Here is a 13,710-nt window from a genome sequence, read left to right as displayed (position 1 = left end):
CGGCGTCGGTGGGTCCGTCAGCGCTCGTACCCGCGTCCGTGCCCGGGTCCCCGCCCCCCTCCGGACCCGTCTCTTTCTCGTCACTGTCTCTCCCCGTCGCCATGTGTCCCCCTGGTCTCCGATTCCGCAGTGTTTCACTGCTACTCCATACAGTGAACGTCAAGGTCGGTGCGGTGCAAGGCGGTTGGGCGACCGCCACCACGTCCGCCGGGGCCGGCGGGGCGTCAGGACCCGGTGCGGAATTTCGGCCGGGGAGATGGATTAACGCACCTGAACTCTGGCCAGAATGATGGCGTGACAGTGCGTCGGAGAACTACATAATAATACGTTGGGCGCCCCCGGTTGATCTTTCATTCTGCTTGCCGGGAATCGCCCTGCTTCGGCGTACCTTCACCACTCAGCATTACGTCCCAGGCCACCGGGCCACCAATGAACGGCGCGAGGAGAGCGGCCGTGCATGATGAATTCCTGTGCCATGTCACCGCCTACGGAGTCAGTGGCGGTCAGCGTATAGGCGTACCCCTGGGAACGTATCGCGCACCCACTCTGTCACTTGCACTGTGGTGGTTACGGGACCGGGCGACCTGGATTGCGGAACGCCTCGACCCAAGCCCTGAGAACGACAAATTTCCCGCCCGGGCGCTCGCGCCCCTGGCCGACAACGTCCCGGACGTACCCCAGCTGCTGCGGGCCTGGCGCGACAATCAAGACCATCAGGACCGTGTCGCCGAACATCTGGCGGCGGGTCATCTCATTCGCGTCGCCACGCGTGACGAAACCACGGAATACGAACTCCTCGCGGAATCCGTCGACGCGCTGCGGATGGAGCGCGCCAGCCCCTCATTGATCGATGAGTCGGAAATTCACGACCGTTACGAGGGCGTCGGCGCCGACAGTCGCGCGTGGGGGCGCACTCCGGTCGCGGCGGCGCACGAGTACGAAGGTGAGTACCGTTACGCGTACGCATATGTAAAGCCCTCGGAAGTCCCCGGGAAATGGCGTACGTGGGAGGACTCCCTCACCGACACGCTGCAACTGGGAAGACCCCCACACTAATCACGGGACCGACACATCGGAATAACCGCCTCCGCCCCGCCGTTCACCGGATCACACAGGCGCCGCGCGGCGCGCGCCGGGCAACGGCCGCCGCCGCGCGGACGTTGCTACGGTCGGATTCGCACGGGCCCGGGGAGTTCGCACGCGGGCGCCACGGGCAGAGCGAGACCCACGTAAGGAGACGGCAGATGCTGTTCGGCAAAGAGCACGTCAAGCGGTACCAGGAGACCGACGGCGAGGTGGGGCACGACTGGGAGAACAACACGACCACGCTGATCCTCACCACCACCGGCCGCAAGAGCGGCGAGCAGCGCAGCACCCCCCTCATCTACCGCACCCACGGTGACGACCTGTTGATCGTCGCCTCCAAGGGCGGCGACGACTCGCCTCCCCTCTGGTACCTCAACATCCAGGCCGACCCCGAGGTCCGTGTCCAGGTGAAGGGCGACCGCTTCACCGCCCGCGCGCGCACCGCGACGCCGGAGGAGAAGCCGGAGATGTGGCGGCGGATGGCGGAGGTCTGGCCCGCGTACGACGAGTACCAGACCAAGACGGACCGGGAGATCCCCGTGGTCGTCCTGGAGCGTGTCTGACCGGTCCGTCCGCGCGTGTCGCGGGCGACGGCCGCCGGGCCGGGTCTTCGCTTCCGTGAAGCCGGGTCCCCCGCCGTCCGCCTTCTCGGGCCCCGCACAGCGCGTCTGACGGCACGACAGAACGCGGCCGGCGCACGACATGGACCCGCCGACGTCAACACAGGTGCGTCGGCGGGCCCGTGACGTTGTGTCAGCCTCGCGGTGTCAGTTCCAGCGCCTCGGCCAGTGTGCGCCACTCGCCGAGCGGCAGGGCCTTGGTCCGGTCGCCCGTCAGGACCTGGAGCGCCAGATGGTCGGCGCCCGCGTCCACGTACTCGGCGACACGGGTACGTACCGTCTCGGGGCCGCCCAGCGCGAAGAGCGCGGCCAGCAGCCGGTCGCTGCCGCCGTCCGCGAAGTCGCCGTCCGTGAAGCCGAGCCGCAGCAGGTTGTTCGTGTAGTTGGGCAGCTGGAGATACATCGCCAGCATCCCGCGCGCGACCGTACGGGCCCGGTCGATGTCCGTGTCCAGTACGACGGTCAGCTCCGGCGCGAGCAGCGCGTCCGGGCCGAGCGTCGCGCGCGCCTCCGCGGTGTGCTCGGCCGTGACGAGATAGGGGTGCGCGCCCGCCGCGCGGTCGGCCGCCAGCTTCAGCATCTTGGGGCCGAGCGCGGCCAGGACGCGCCCCGACGCGGGTACCGGATCGGCCGCGGTGTCCAGGGCGTCGAGGTACTCGACCATGGTCGAGTAGGGCCGTGCGTAGTTCGGTGTGAACCCGCCGTGGCTGACCCCCAGTCCGAGGACGAAGCGCCCCGCCGTGTCCCGCCGGATCCGCGCCGTCCGCTCGGCGACGGCCGGTGCCTCGTGCTCCCAGATGCTGAGGATGCCGGTCGCGACGGTGATGTGGCGGGTGGCCTCGACGACCGGAACCACTTGGTCGAGCGAAGGGCTGCCGCCCATCCAGATCGTTCCGTATCCCAGTGCGTCGAGTTCGGCGACCGCCGTCGAGACCGCCGCGACGTCATCGGGACCGGAGGGGTGCAGGGCCGAACTCCAGATGCCGATCCTGCCGAAACGTGTGCTGTTGTCAGAGGGCATACCGAACGCTAACCCAGGCATCCGGCGGCGCCCCGCCCACCGCGCCCGCCCGTCGCGCCGCCCCTCGGCGGCCTCGCGCACCGCCGCCGGAGCGCTGTTCGCGGACCGGACGGGATGGTTCCCCGCGCGTTCACCACACCAACATCCGCCGCTCACCCGGTGTCGACAACATCGGCCTACCCCCGGCCACCTGAACGACATCAAGGAGCCCAGTGAAGATCCTCCGCAAGATCTCATCCATCGCGAGCGCCGGGAAGCCGCAGCCGGGCCGGGCGGCCGGTGCGCGGGCCGGGACCCGGATCCGGGATCTCGACGAGACGAACCGGCGGACGGCGCGGGAGGCGGCCCGGGTCAGGCCCGTCACCACTTCCGACATCCTCACGGCACACCGCAAGGGCTTCCCGCACCACGGCTGGGTCGAGATCGACTCCGAGCACTGCCCGCCGTTCGTCATGTTCTGCGCGAACGACGAGGCGGTCGCCCTCGACACCGTGTGGAACGGCCGCTTCGGTTACGAGTCGGCGAGCCTGCGTCACTGGAGCCGGCTGGCGGCCACCAGCCGTACGATCCTCGACATCGGCGCACACGTCGGCTACTACGCGATGATCGCCGCCCTGGCGGCGCCGAAGGCCACGGTGCACGCCTTCGAACCCGTGCCGCCGATCCACGCGCGGCTGGCCGTCAACCACCGGGCGAACGGTCTGAAGAATCTCGTGCTGCACCAGAACGGCGTCTCGGACCACGTGGGGACCGCCGACATCAACATCCGCTTCCCGCTGTCGAACCTGCTCTCCACCGGCTCCTCCCTGGAGGAGTTCACCAAGCCGGTGGCCAGCGCCTTCACCACCCGGGTCCAGCTGCTCACCGTGGACGAGACCCTGGGGGAGACCCCGGTCGACCTGATCAAGATCGACGTCGAGGGCCATGAGCCGAGTGTCCTGGCAGGAGCGCGGCGCGTCATCGAGCGCGACCGGCCCGTCATCATTCTCGAAGCCCTGCACAAGACCCTCCTCGGCAGGCTCACCGAGCCCTTCGCGGGACTCGACTACGCCTTCCGCTGGATCTCGGAGTCGGACGGCGCTCTCGTGCCGATCACCGGCGACCGCCCCGAGAAGAGCCGCAATCTCATCTTCACGCCGAAGGAGAGGGAGTACGCCTGACGGCTCGCCGCCCCCGGACCTCGCCTGCCGTCTGCCCGTCCCCTCCGCCGGCCGGGTCCGCGCATGGCGCCGCCCCGGCACGCGCGCGGACGCTCGTGGCGGGGCGGCTGGTCGGCGGACCCGGCCGACCGGGTCGGCCGGCGGGGTCCACCGGTCAGTGGTCCGGTGGCTCAGCCCGTCAGCTGAAGACGACCGAACGGACCTTCAGACGCTCGGAGGCCTTGCCCCCGTTGGGCCGCAGGGAGAAGTGCAGGCCTTCGCAGTCGGCGCCGGAGAAGACGGTCGCCGTGGCGTCCGTGTTGTTGCGGGGGGAGTGCGCCGGCTCCGTCCGCTCGTCCTGGACCTCGGGCAGCGTGATGCACTCACGGCTCCGCGGGTCCACCAGAGTCGACGACTGCGCGACGCCGGCCTCGTCGACGTGCTGGTAGGTGAAGTCACCCTCGGCCGCGCCGGCCGAGGCCGGCAGGGTGATGACGAGGGCGAGGGCGCCGGCGGCGGCGGCCACAGTGGTACGAAGTCGCACAGGGAACTCCTTCTGGTACGGGCGGTGTGAGACAGGACGCCGAGAACCTGTCCCCGACCGTGCGGACGTTCTCCGGACAACTCGGTCGATCCCTCGGACAGCGGGCTGCAGAATCGCTTCTTCGTGGGCCATGTGGGTCTCCGCCGAAGGCGCCCTCGGATCAGAGCCCGTCGGTGAACAGGAGCCGGTTCGGCGATCCCTCGCCGACGGCCGACAGCTTGTTCTTGGTCGCCGAGCCGCCGAGCCAGGTCGCGACCTCGTCCGGGGTGGCTTCCGGGTGCGCCGCCTTGTAGAGCGCGGCCACACCGGCGACATGGGGAGAGGCCATCGAGGTGCCGTTCAGCGCGGTGTGGCCGCCGCCGAGCTTGGCCGACACGATGGCGGCGCCCGGCGCGTACAGCGACAGACACTTCCCGTGGTTCGAGAAGCTGGTCTGCTTGTCCTCCCGGTCGCTCGCGCCGATCGTCACGACACCCTCCGCCGAGGCCGGCGAGACGGAGCAGGCGTCGACCGCGTCGTTGCCGGCGGCGATGACCGGCAGGACACCCTTCTTCGACAGCGCCGTCGCCGCGCTGTTCACCGCCGCGGACTTCGGGCCGCCGAGCGAGCCGTTGAGCACGGCGGGCTGCTTGGCGTTGTCGGCCACCCAGTCGAAGCCGGCCAGGATCCCCGACCAGGTGCCCTTGCCCGTGCAGTCCAGGACGCGGACGCTCACCAGGTCGGCCTCGGGAGCCACACCGTAGGTACGGCCGGCGACGGTGCCCGCCACATGCGTGCCGTGGCCCTGGCAGTCCTTGCCCTGCTGCCCGTCGCCGATGGCGTCGTAGCCCGGCTTGGCGCGCCCGCCGAACTCGTCGTGGCCGAACTCGATGCCCGTGTCGATGACGTACGCCGTGACGCCCTTGCCCTTCTGCTCCGCCGTGTACTGGCCGTCCAGCGGCAGCGCCTGCTGGTCGATCCGGTCCAGGCCCCAGGACGACGCGGCCGCGCGGCTGCCCTGAGGCACGGTCTCCAGCGCCTTCACCTCCGAGTCCTGCTCGACGGCCGTCACGCCCGGCGTCGCCCGGACGGTCTTGAGCTGGGCGGCGTTCAGCTCGGCCGCGAATCCGCTCAGCACGCTCGTGTAGGTGAACAGGGGCTTCACCCCGGCCCGGTTGAGCAGCCTGGTGGCGTCGAAGGCGGCGTCGACGGAGACGATGTAGCGGTCCGTCAGAGGCGCCTTCGACCGGTGCAGCGGCGCGGTGTGGGGCTGGGCGGCGGCCTCCGGGGCCGGCGTGGGCAGCGGACCGGCCGCCACCACGACGGCGCTCGTGGCGACCAGGAACATGCTCAGTTTCAGGCGATTTTTCATGAAAGATACTCAAACATGATTGAATTATCTTGATCCGCAGGCGGGGCGGAGGTTCACCCGACCAAAATCCGGCGACCCGCCCGTGACGGACGGACTCGCGGCCATGGCGTGATGTGTGGGCCGGACGTCGTTGACGACGTGATCGCCGGCGGCGCACGCTGGAGGACGTGCAGCAGCGACGCGTCGTCTTCGTGATCTTCGAGGGATTCCAGTCGCTCGACCTCTCGGGCCCCTTCGAGGTGTTCGGGCAGGCGGGCCGGCCGGACCCCGGCTACGACTGCCGGACCGTGGCCCCCGTCGCGGGCCCGGTGCGCTCGGCGAGCGGGCTGCGCGTCCACGCCGACCACGGGATCGGTGACCTGGACCCCACGGGGATCGACACCCTGGTCGTGGTCGGCGGCACCGGGGTCGACGACGCCGTGCGCGACCCCGCCCTCGTCGCGTGGATCGCCGAGGCGTCGACCACGGCCCGCCGGATCACCTCGGTGTGCAGCGGCGTCTTCCTGCTCGCCGCCACCGGGCTGCTCACCGGCCGCCGCGTCACCACCCACTGGAGCCGCGACGCCCAGCTGCGCCGGGAGCACCCCGGACTGACCGTCGACACCCGGCCCATCTTCGTCCGCGACGGGCGGGTGTGGACGTCGGCCGGAGTGACCGCCGGGATGGACCTGGCTCTCGCGCTGGTCGAGGACGACCTCGGCCGGCAGGCCGCCCACGCCGTCGCCCAGCGGCTCGTCCTGTTCCTGCGCAGACCCGGCAGCCAGGCCCAGTTCAGCGTTCCGCTCTGGTCCGCGCAGCCGGCCACCGACCCGATCCGCACCGCGGTCTCGGCCGTCCACGCGGACCCCGGCGCGCCGCACACCCTGGCGGATCTGGCCGGTCGTGCCGGACTGAGCCCCCGTCACCTCCAGCGCCGGTTCACCGCGGAGCTGGGGATGGGGCCGGCCGAGTACGTGGAGCGGGTACGGGTGGAGGCCGCCCAGCGGGCGCTGACCGGCGGCGACGAACCGGTCACCACCATCGCGCGCCGCTGCGGGCTCGGCAGCTCCGAGTCACTGCGGCGCGCGTTCCACCGCCACTGCGGCGTGACCCCCACCGACTACCGCAACCGGTTCCGTACGACCGACGACCACGCGTGACCACCGGGACCCGGCGCCCGGCACGACCATCCATGACGACGGAGGACCGCCCATGACCACGTACGGACTGCTGATCTTCGACGGCGCGGAGGAGCTGGACTTCGTCGGCCCCTGGGAGGTGTTCACCGCCTCCTCCATGCTGCGCGACCAGGCCGACACCGCCGTCCTCGTGGCCGAGCGACCCGACCCGGTCCGGTGCAACAAGGGAATGCGGGTCCTGCCCGACCACACACTCGGCGACTGCCCGCCCCTGGACGTGCTGCTCGTCCCCGGTGGCCGGGGCACCCGCCGCGAGGTCGGCAACGCCGTACTGACACGGTGGATCGGTGCGAAGGCCGCCGAGACCGACTGGGTCACCAGCGTCTGCACCGGATCGCTGCTGCTGCACGAGGCCGGTCCCGCCCGTGGCCGGCGCGTGGCCACCCACCACGGCTTCGAGGACGAACTCCAGGCACGCGGCGACATCACCGTCGTCCGCGACGCCCGCTACGTCGTGGACGGCGACCTGGTCACCAGCCAGGGCGTCTCCGCCGGAATCGACATGGCCCTGTGGCTGGTCGGCCGGCTCCACGGACGCGACCACGCCCGCGCGGTCCGCCGGTACATCCAGTACGAGCCCGCGCCGCCCTACCTCGCCGACGAACCGCTGCCGAACTGATCCGGCGACACAGGCTGATCCGGCGACGCAGGGTGTGTTGCCGGATCATTGCGAGGTTGTGGCGAGGCGGTCTGTCGCCTTCTTGGTTCGAATTCCCGCCCTCTACCGTGGCTTCCACGCCCCGACCACGGAGAGTGGGTCCCTCGTGTCCGTAACGGACGAATTCCTCGCCAACAACACGGTCTACGCGCAGTCGTTCGCCGGACCTCTGGCACTGCCCCCGTCCCGGGGGCTCGCCGTCGTCGCCTGCATGGACGCGCGGCTGGACGTCTATCGCGTCCTCGGTCTGCGGGACGGCGAGGCCCATGTCATCCGCAACGCCGGGGGAGCGGTCACCGACGATGCGATCCGCTCCCTGGCGATCAGCCAGCGACTGCTGGACACACGGGAGATCATCCTGATCCACCACACCCAGTGCGGGATGCTCACCTTCACCGACGACGATTTCAGACAGGACATCGAGAACGAGACGGGCATCCGGCCGGAGTGGGCCGCCGAGGCATTCGTCGACCTGGAGAAGGACGTACGCCAGTCGATTCGCCGCATCACTGTCAGCCCGTTCATTCCGCACAAGGACGCGATCCGCGGATTCGTCTTCGACGTGGCGACGGGACAGCTCAACGAAGTGAAGTGAGTCGAGATCCTATTTCCGGTCCGTGTGCCGCAGAACGGCGGGAATCGCCGTGTCCCACACCCGGGCCGGCGGTGGCTGGTGGCCGACCCCCTCCAGGGCGACCAGCCGGGCGTCGGGGATTCCTTCGGCCAGCGCCCGCCCGTGGCCGAGCGGGAAGAGCGGATCCTCGGTGCCGTGCAGGACGAGGGTGGGCGCGGACACGTCCGCGAGCCGGACCGTGACCGGTTCCTCGTCGTCCGGGAGCGCCCAGTGGTTCTTCAGGGCCGCCTCGATGTCCGTGGTGCGGTCGACGATCCGGCCCGACGACTCACGTACGGCGTCCTCGTCGAACGGCGCCGGGCCGGCGAAGAGCCGTTCGGCCTCGACCATGTAGGCGATCACCGCCGCGCGGTCCGACCAGTCCGGCTCGGGGGCGGGATCGGCGAACGCGGCGCGCATACGCTCCGACGGGGGCGGCAGCTCCGAATCGGTGGGACCCGCGGGGCTGGTGGAGACCAGAGTGAGTGTCGCGACCCGTTCGGGGTGCGCGACGGCCAGGCACTGCGCGAGGCCACCGCCCATGGAGATGCCCACCACATGGGCGCGGTCCACGCCGAGGACGTCGAGCAGGCCGACGGCGTCCGCGAGCAGGTCGGAGAAGGTGTAGTCCGGGGCGCCCGCCGGGGAGTTGACGGACCGGCCGGTGTCCCGGTGGTCGTAGCGCACGACATGGCGCCGGCCGGCCGCGAGCCGGACGCAGAACGCTTCCTCCCAGCCGTCCATCGAACTCCCCGCGCCGCCGATCAGCAGGATCGTCGGGTCGGAGGGGCTGCCGAAGGTCTGGACGCACAGCTGTACGCCGTTGGCCACGACCAGCCGCGGGGTGCCGCCCGCCTCGCCGTCGGTCGCGGTCCGGTCGGTCACGGCGTCATCGGGGATCATGCGGGGCTCCTGTGCTCTGTGTGCTTCGCTGTCCGTGGTTCGGACCGGCGCACGCCCCCGAACTCATCGGTCCGCTCCGCCCGATCAGTGCTCGAAGGACTCCGCGAGATCGGCGGGGGCGGCCTGCTTCCAGGAGTCGAGCAGGATGTCGGACAACTCCTTCTCGTCCTCCAGCGCGCTCAACCGGGCCCGTACCCATGAGGAGTTGGCCTCGTGCGGCGGCACCCAGAACTTCTCCGGCTCCGCCGCGATCAGCTCCGTGCGCTCGTACTTGGGGCAGCGGACGGCGAACGACGTGCCGTCGTCGGGCACCGTGACGAACATCCTCCCCTCCACGTGGAAGGTGGGGATGTTCCAGAGTTCCCTCTCCACGGTGCGCGGCAGGGAGAGCGCGATACGGCGGACGTCGTCCGCGTCGAGGTCCGCGCCGAGGCCGGTGCCGGGGTCTGCGTCAAGCATGGTCGTCGCCTTCGGATCGTTGGACGCTGCCGTTTCCATGATCCGGCATCCGCCGCCCCGGCGTACCCCGGACGACCTGGCTCAGTGTCCGGCCGGTGCGTGCGGAGCGGGCCCGCCGGGGGTCGGGTGTGGCCGGGCCGGAGCGCGTGCCGCCTTGACCGGTCTTCCGCACCAGCAGCCACGCCTCGGAGCCGTTCCGGCCGTCGCGGAAGCGCGTGAGCGCGTAGGCTCCACGCAGCTTCAGGCCGTCCAGCCGGAACGAGGCATGGCCCTTGTCCAGGGCCGCGGCGAAGCCCGCGACGCCGCCTTTTCCGAGGGGCCGGTAGGTGCCCTGGTCCCAGACGATGACCGGGCCGGCCCCGTACTCGCCCGAGGCGATGACGCCCTCGTACTCGCGGTACTCCAGCGGATGGTCCTCGGTGGGCACCGCCAGGCGCTTGTCACCCGGGTCGGTGGACGGGCCCCGTGGCACCGCCCAGGACCTGAGCACACCGTCCACCTCCAGCCGGAAGTCGAAGTGCAGCCGGCGGGCGTCATGGATCTGGATGACGAACGACGGTTCGTCCGCGGGCGCCGCGCTCTCGCCGCGCGGCTCGTCTGTGGTGTCGAACCGGCGCTTGCCGTGATAGCGCGCCAGGCGGTCCCCGTCGGTGCCTCGCTCGTTCACGTCGGCTCCTCGGCTCCTCGGGCGCTGGTGCTGACCCGTGCCTGGTCTAGGGAGTGTTCTCGTCCGGCCAGACGTGCATGGCGGCCTCCTCGGCCGACGCGGCGCCCCCGTCGATCCCGACGTCGCGGGCCGATACGTGCGAATGCCTGCGGGGCGCGATGTCGTCCACCGCCTCCAGCCGTCCCGCCCGCGCGTCTCCGGCCTCCGCGTCGATGGGCTCGCCCTCGCCGCCGGGCAGGTCACCGACCTCGTCGCCCGGCTCCGGTCGCACGTCCGGGGCTTCCTGGGCGAGCCGCTGGTCCAGGGACTCGCCCTCGTGCTGCTCCTCGTCGGTGACTCCGTACCTGTTGACGCCGAGAGGGTGCTCGGGCGGGGAGTAACCCTCGGTCATCATGTCGTCGAGCCCGCGTTCGTCTATCACGTTCTCCAGGTCCAGATCGTCGGAGGGGCCGTTCTGTACGTCCGAGTTCTCGGGCTGGTACACATCGTCGCCTCGTGACTCGTCGGCCATGACTCCATCCTTTCCGGAAGAGGCTCCGGCGTGCGCTTTCGGGAGCGTCGCGTAACGACGTCCACAACCGCCCCTTACGAGAGATCTTCAGAATACGCCCCATATGTCCGCCAGGCGGTTCGGTGGTGGGGGACGGCGGATCGCGGGCGCGGGAGCGGGCACACGAGCGGGCAGCGATGGGAAAGCGAGCAGACAGAGGGAGCCCCATGAAGACCGAGCACGACGTCGTCGCACTGATCCTCCAGGACCACCGGACGATGGAGGAGCTGTTCCGCAGGATGCGCAGCGTGGAGGCGGACCGCGCCGCGGCGCTGCGCGAATTCGCGGGGCTGCTGATCGCCCACGCCCGCGCCGAGGAGACGGAGGTCTACCCCGCCCTGCGGCGATTCAAGAACATCGACGACGCCGAGGTCGAGCACGGCGAGGAGGAGCACGACGAGGGCAACGAGGCGCTGCTCGCCCTGCTGGAGACCGACGAGGTGGGCTCCGGCGAGTGGGACGAGAGGCTGGAGAGCCTGGTCGAAGCGGTGACCCACCACCTCGACGAGGAGGAACGGACGATCCTCAACGGCGCCCGCGAGAACGTCGGCGCCGAGCGCCGTGCCGAACTCGGCGTGGCCTTCGCCGAGGAGCGGGCCAGGCAGCTGGCGGCGGACTGCGGCAGCGTCGAGAGCGTGCGCGAACTGGTCGGGTGAACCCCGGGGCCGGCGGCGCGGGGGAGACCGAGGCCCGGCCGGTGCTCCAGCCGGTGTCCGCGTGGCCGGAGGAACGTCCCCCGCGAGTGCCTGGCGGACGCCTCGGAGTGCTCCGGGCAGGGGGCGGGCCAGACGGCCGGCGGCGGATTGCGGCAGTGTGGAGAGCTTGCGCGTCCCGCGCGGGGAATGCCGAGGGCCGGCCGGTGGTCCAGCCGCGCGGCACGCACACGATCCGGGCCGCGCCGGCTTCACTCGCACCGCGGCGCCGCGATGCGGGCGCGTTCACCGCCTTCGCCGGGTGGTCGAGCCGGCGTCCGTGCGGCCGGGGGGCCTCGGAGCGCTCCGGGCCAGGGTTGGCGCTGCGGCCGCCTTGAGCGGGCGTGGGTCTGTCCGAACAAGTCCCGCCTGGCCCGCGACGCCTGGTGCGGCACCTCGCCGCGTTGTCGTCGGACGCCGCACCAGCCGCCGGCGGCCCCGCCCCGCGGGCGGACGGCGGAGCCGGCGCGCTGCGCCGGGTGGGCTCGACCGTGCCGGGCCCGGGGTCGAAGGCGTCGCCACCGCGGGAAACCGGCCGTGGCCGATTGATGCTGTCCTGGGCATTGACACCATCAGAGATCAAGTGATCTATTCACTTTATGAGTCGCAGTGAGTTGTCGTTGTCCGAGCGTCTGGCGGACAACATCGTCGAGATCATCCGTTCGGAACGCCTCGGTCACGGAGACGCGCTGGCGTCCTCCCGTGACCTCGCCCGCCGCTTCGGCGTCACCACACCCACGGTGCGCGAGGCCCTGCGCAGGCTGGAGGCCACCGGTGTGGTGGAGTTCCGGCACGGTTCCGGCACGTACGTGGGCCCGGGTATCGGGCGCAGGCTGATGGCCAACCCGCATCTGCCGCGCAGTACCCGCGCCTCGGTGCTGGAGTTGGTCGAGGCCCGGCTCGTACTCGAACCGGCGGTCGCCGCCGCGGCGGCCAACGTGCGGATGGCCGAAGCCGTACGGGAGCTGGAGTCGGCGGCGTCCAACGCGCTGCATCCGCCGGAGGAATCCCTGCGGCGCGCGGTGCACTTCCACGTGGCACTCGCCGCGGCCAGCGGCAACACCCTGCTCCGCGAGGCCGTCGAGGCACTGCTCCAGGTCCGCGCCCACGACCAGGTGGAGATCCGGCACCGCTACAACGACCGGGCCCGCGACCACGCCGAGCATCTGGAGATCCTCGACGCCGTACGGGACGGTGACGCGGCTGCGGCCGAGCGGCTGACCCGTACGCACCTGGTGGCGATCCGCGAGGCCGTCCTCGCCGCCGACTTCCCGGCGGAGGAGCCGGAGAACGACGGCGGCGACGAGGACCGCGACGCCCCGGCCGCCCCGGTCACCGCGGCCACGCTCCAGGAAGGCACACAGAAGTGAGCTCCGAACAGCCCCTCCCGCACCTTCCGCCGTCCGGACCGCCCACCCGGCTCGCCGAGATGACGACGGTCGAGGCGGCCGACGCCGTGACGTCGAGCCCGGTGGTGATCCTGCCGGCCGGCGCCTTCGAGCAGCACGGCCCGGGGATGCCCATGGCCACCGACACCATCCGCGCGGAGGCGGTGGCGGACCTCGTGGCCGCCGGACTCGGCGGTCGCGCGGTGATCGGCCCGTCCCTGCCCGTCGGGGTGTCCCCGCACCATCTGGCGTTCGCCGGGACGGTGACCCTCACCACCACGACGTTCGCCGCCGTCGTCCGCGAGTACGTCGACAGCCTGTACCGGCACGGCTGGCGGAAGATCCTCGTCGTGACCGGCCACGGCGGCAACAACGCCACCCTGGGCACCGTCGCGCAGGACCTCCTCGTCACCCGCCCCGACCTCCAGTTCGCGTGGACGCCGCTCACCACGCTGGCCCCCGACGCGGTGGCGGACATGCGCGTCGGCGAAGTGCACGGACACAGCGGTGAGGCCGAGACGGCTCAGATGCTGCACCTCGCGCCCCATCTCGTGCGCACCGACCTGCTCACCTCCGGACCGACGGCCACCGCCGATCTCGATCCGCTCTCCCGGCTCTCCCGGCGCGGTCACCCCGCGCTCACGGTGGGCTACGACCGCCTCACCCCCAACGGTGTCCTCGGCGACCCGCGCCGGGCGACCGCCGCCGCCGGGCAGGCTGTCGTGGACACGGCCGTCTCCCGTATCGCCGCTTTCGTCAAGGAGTGGCTGGACGCCTGAGCGGGGCCCGCGAGGCCCTCTCCCGCACCACCACTTCCCCGCGTGCGCCCGCACCACCCACG

15 protein-coding genes and 1 pseudogene are annotated in these 13,710 nt (G+C 71.3%); 9 read left to right on the top strand and 7 right to left on the bottom strand.

Translation table 11 applies throughout. From position 1 onward, the window contains the following. Positions 1 to 453 precede the first annotated feature (453 nt). Positions 454 to 849: pseudogene (locus GXP76_RS28205) on the top strand (hypothetical protein); the annotation flags it as partial. Between the two features lie 395 nt (positions 850 to 1,244). Then, positions 1,245 to 1,649 carry a nitroreductase family deazaflavin-dependent oxidoreductase gene (locus GXP76_RS28200; RefSeq protein WP_242574438.1) on the top strand — a complete coding sequence of 135 codons (405 nt, stop codon included), beginning with the start codon at positions 1,245 to 1,247 and terminating at the stop codon, positions 1,647 to 1,649. A gap of 190 nt (positions 1,650 to 1,839) precedes the next feature. On the opposite strand, the gene GXP76_RS28195 is transcribed toward GXP76_RS28200, so the two are convergent. Next, positions 1,840 to 2,727, bottom strand: a complete 888-nt coding sequence (locus tag GXP76_RS28195) for an LLM class F420-dependent oxidoreductase (RefSeq protein ID WP_242574437.1) — start codon at positions 2,725 to 2,727, stop codon at positions 1,840 to 1,842. 212 nt (positions 2,728 to 2,939) lie between these two features. On the opposite strand from GXP76_RS28195, the gene GXP76_RS35930 reads away from it, so the two are divergent. Continuing rightward, a complete protein-coding gene (locus tag GXP76_RS35930) occupies positions 2,940 to 3,887 on the top strand; it encodes an FkbM family methyltransferase (RefSeq protein ID WP_242574436.1) in 948 nt (315 codons plus the stop codon). Between the two features lie 178 nt (positions 3,888 to 4,065). On the opposite strand, the gene GXP76_RS28185 is transcribed toward GXP76_RS35930, so the two are convergent. Then, positions 4,066 to 4,410, bottom strand: coding sequence for a hypothetical protein (locus tag GXP76_RS28185; RefSeq protein WP_242574435.1), 345 nt, complete (start codon positions 4,408 to 4,410; stop codon positions 4,066 to 4,068). Positions 4,411 to 4,570: 160 nt separating this feature from the next. After that, positions 4,571 to 5,761, bottom strand: coding sequence for a S8 family peptidase (locus tag GXP76_RS28180; protein ID WP_242574434.1), 1,191 nt, complete (start codon positions 5,759 to 5,761; stop codon positions 4,571 to 4,573). Between the two features lie 167 nt (positions 5,762 to 5,928). Between GXP76_RS28180 and GXP76_RS28175 the strand changes: the two genes are divergently transcribed. From GXP76_RS28175 to GXP76_RS28165, 3 genes are all read left to right on the top strand, one after another. Continuing rightward, positions 5,929 to 6,900, top strand: coding sequence for a GlxA family transcriptional regulator (locus GXP76_RS28175; RefSeq protein WP_242574433.1), 972 nt, complete (start codon positions 5,929 to 5,931; stop codon positions 6,898 to 6,900). A gap of 52 nt (positions 6,901 to 6,952) precedes the next feature. Continuing rightward, a complete protein-coding gene (locus GXP76_RS28170) occupies positions 6,953 to 7,558 on the top strand; it encodes a DJ-1/PfpI family protein (protein WP_242574432.1) in 606 nt (201 codons plus the stop codon). A gap of 145 nt (positions 7,559 to 7,703) precedes the next feature. Then, positions 7,704 to 8,192, top strand: coding sequence for a carbonic anhydrase (locus GXP76_RS28165; RefSeq protein WP_242574431.1), 489 nt, complete (start codon positions 7,704 to 7,706; stop codon positions 8,190 to 8,192). Between the two features lie 9 nt (positions 8,193 to 8,201). Here the strand turns inward: GXP76_RS28165 and GXP76_RS28160 are convergent, their stop codons facing one another. The 4 genes from GXP76_RS28160 to GXP76_RS28145 form a co-directional block, all read right to left on the bottom strand. Next, a complete protein-coding gene (locus tag GXP76_RS28160) occupies positions 8,202 to 9,113 on the bottom strand; it encodes an alpha/beta fold hydrolase (RefSeq protein WP_242574430.1) in 912 nt (303 codons plus the stop codon). An 84-nt stretch (positions 9,114 to 9,197) separates the two neighbouring features. Then, positions 9,198 to 9,572 (bottom strand): MmcQ/YjbR family DNA-binding protein, encoded by a 375-nt coding sequence (locus GXP76_RS28155; RefSeq protein ID WP_242574429.1) that lies wholly within the window; start codon positions 9,570 to 9,572, stop codon positions 9,198 to 9,200. Further along, positions 9,565 to 10,239, bottom strand: coding sequence for a DNA polymerase ligase N-terminal domain-containing protein (locus GXP76_RS28150; RefSeq protein WP_242574428.1), 675 nt, complete (start codon positions 10,237 to 10,239; stop codon positions 9,565 to 9,567). Before GXP76_RS28150 ends, GXP76_RS28155 begins: the two co-directional genes overlap by 8 nt. Before the next feature lie 46 nt (positions 10,240 to 10,285). Further along, on the bottom strand, positions 10,286 to 10,750 hold the full coding sequence (locus GXP76_RS28145) for a DUF5709 domain-containing protein (RefSeq protein WP_242574427.1): 465 nt from the start codon (positions 10,748 to 10,750) through the stop codon (positions 10,286 to 10,288). A gap of 206 nt (positions 10,751 to 10,956) precedes the next feature. Here GXP76_RS28145 and GXP76_RS28140 point away from each other — a divergent pair, with 206 nt between their 5' ends. From GXP76_RS28140 to GXP76_RS28130, 3 genes are all read left to right on the top strand, one after another. Continuing rightward, the gene (locus GXP76_RS28140; protein ID WP_242574426.1) at positions 10,957 to 11,445 is read left to right on the top strand and encodes a hemerythrin domain-containing protein; all 489 of its coding nucleotides are present in this window, start codon (positions 10,957 to 10,959) and stop codon (positions 11,443 to 11,445) included. 656 nt (positions 11,446 to 12,101) lie between these two features. Beyond that, positions 12,102 to 12,851: a FadR/GntR family transcriptional regulator gene (locus tag GXP76_RS28135; RefSeq protein ID WP_242574425.1), complete on the top strand. Its 750-nt coding sequence runs from the start codon at positions 12,102 to 12,104 to the stop codon at positions 12,849 to 12,851. Further along, the gene (locus GXP76_RS28130; protein WP_242574424.1) at positions 12,848 to 13,648 is read left to right on the top strand and encodes a creatininase family protein; all 801 of its coding nucleotides are present in this window, start codon (positions 12,848 to 12,850) and stop codon (positions 13,646 to 13,648) included. Before GXP76_RS28135 ends, GXP76_RS28130 begins: the two co-directional genes overlap by 4 nt. The last annotated feature ends 62 nt before the right edge of the window (positions 13,649 to 13,710 follow it).

Origin of the sequence: Streptomyces sp. NP-1717 (assembly GCF_022695985.1) — a bacterium.
In the GTDB taxonomy this organism is placed as follows: Bacteria; Actinomycetota; Actinomycetes; order Streptomycetales; family Streptomycetaceae; genus Streptomyces.
The sequence above is the reverse complement of the archived record's forward strand: the minus strand, read 5'-3'. Positions and strand labels throughout refer to the sequence as shown.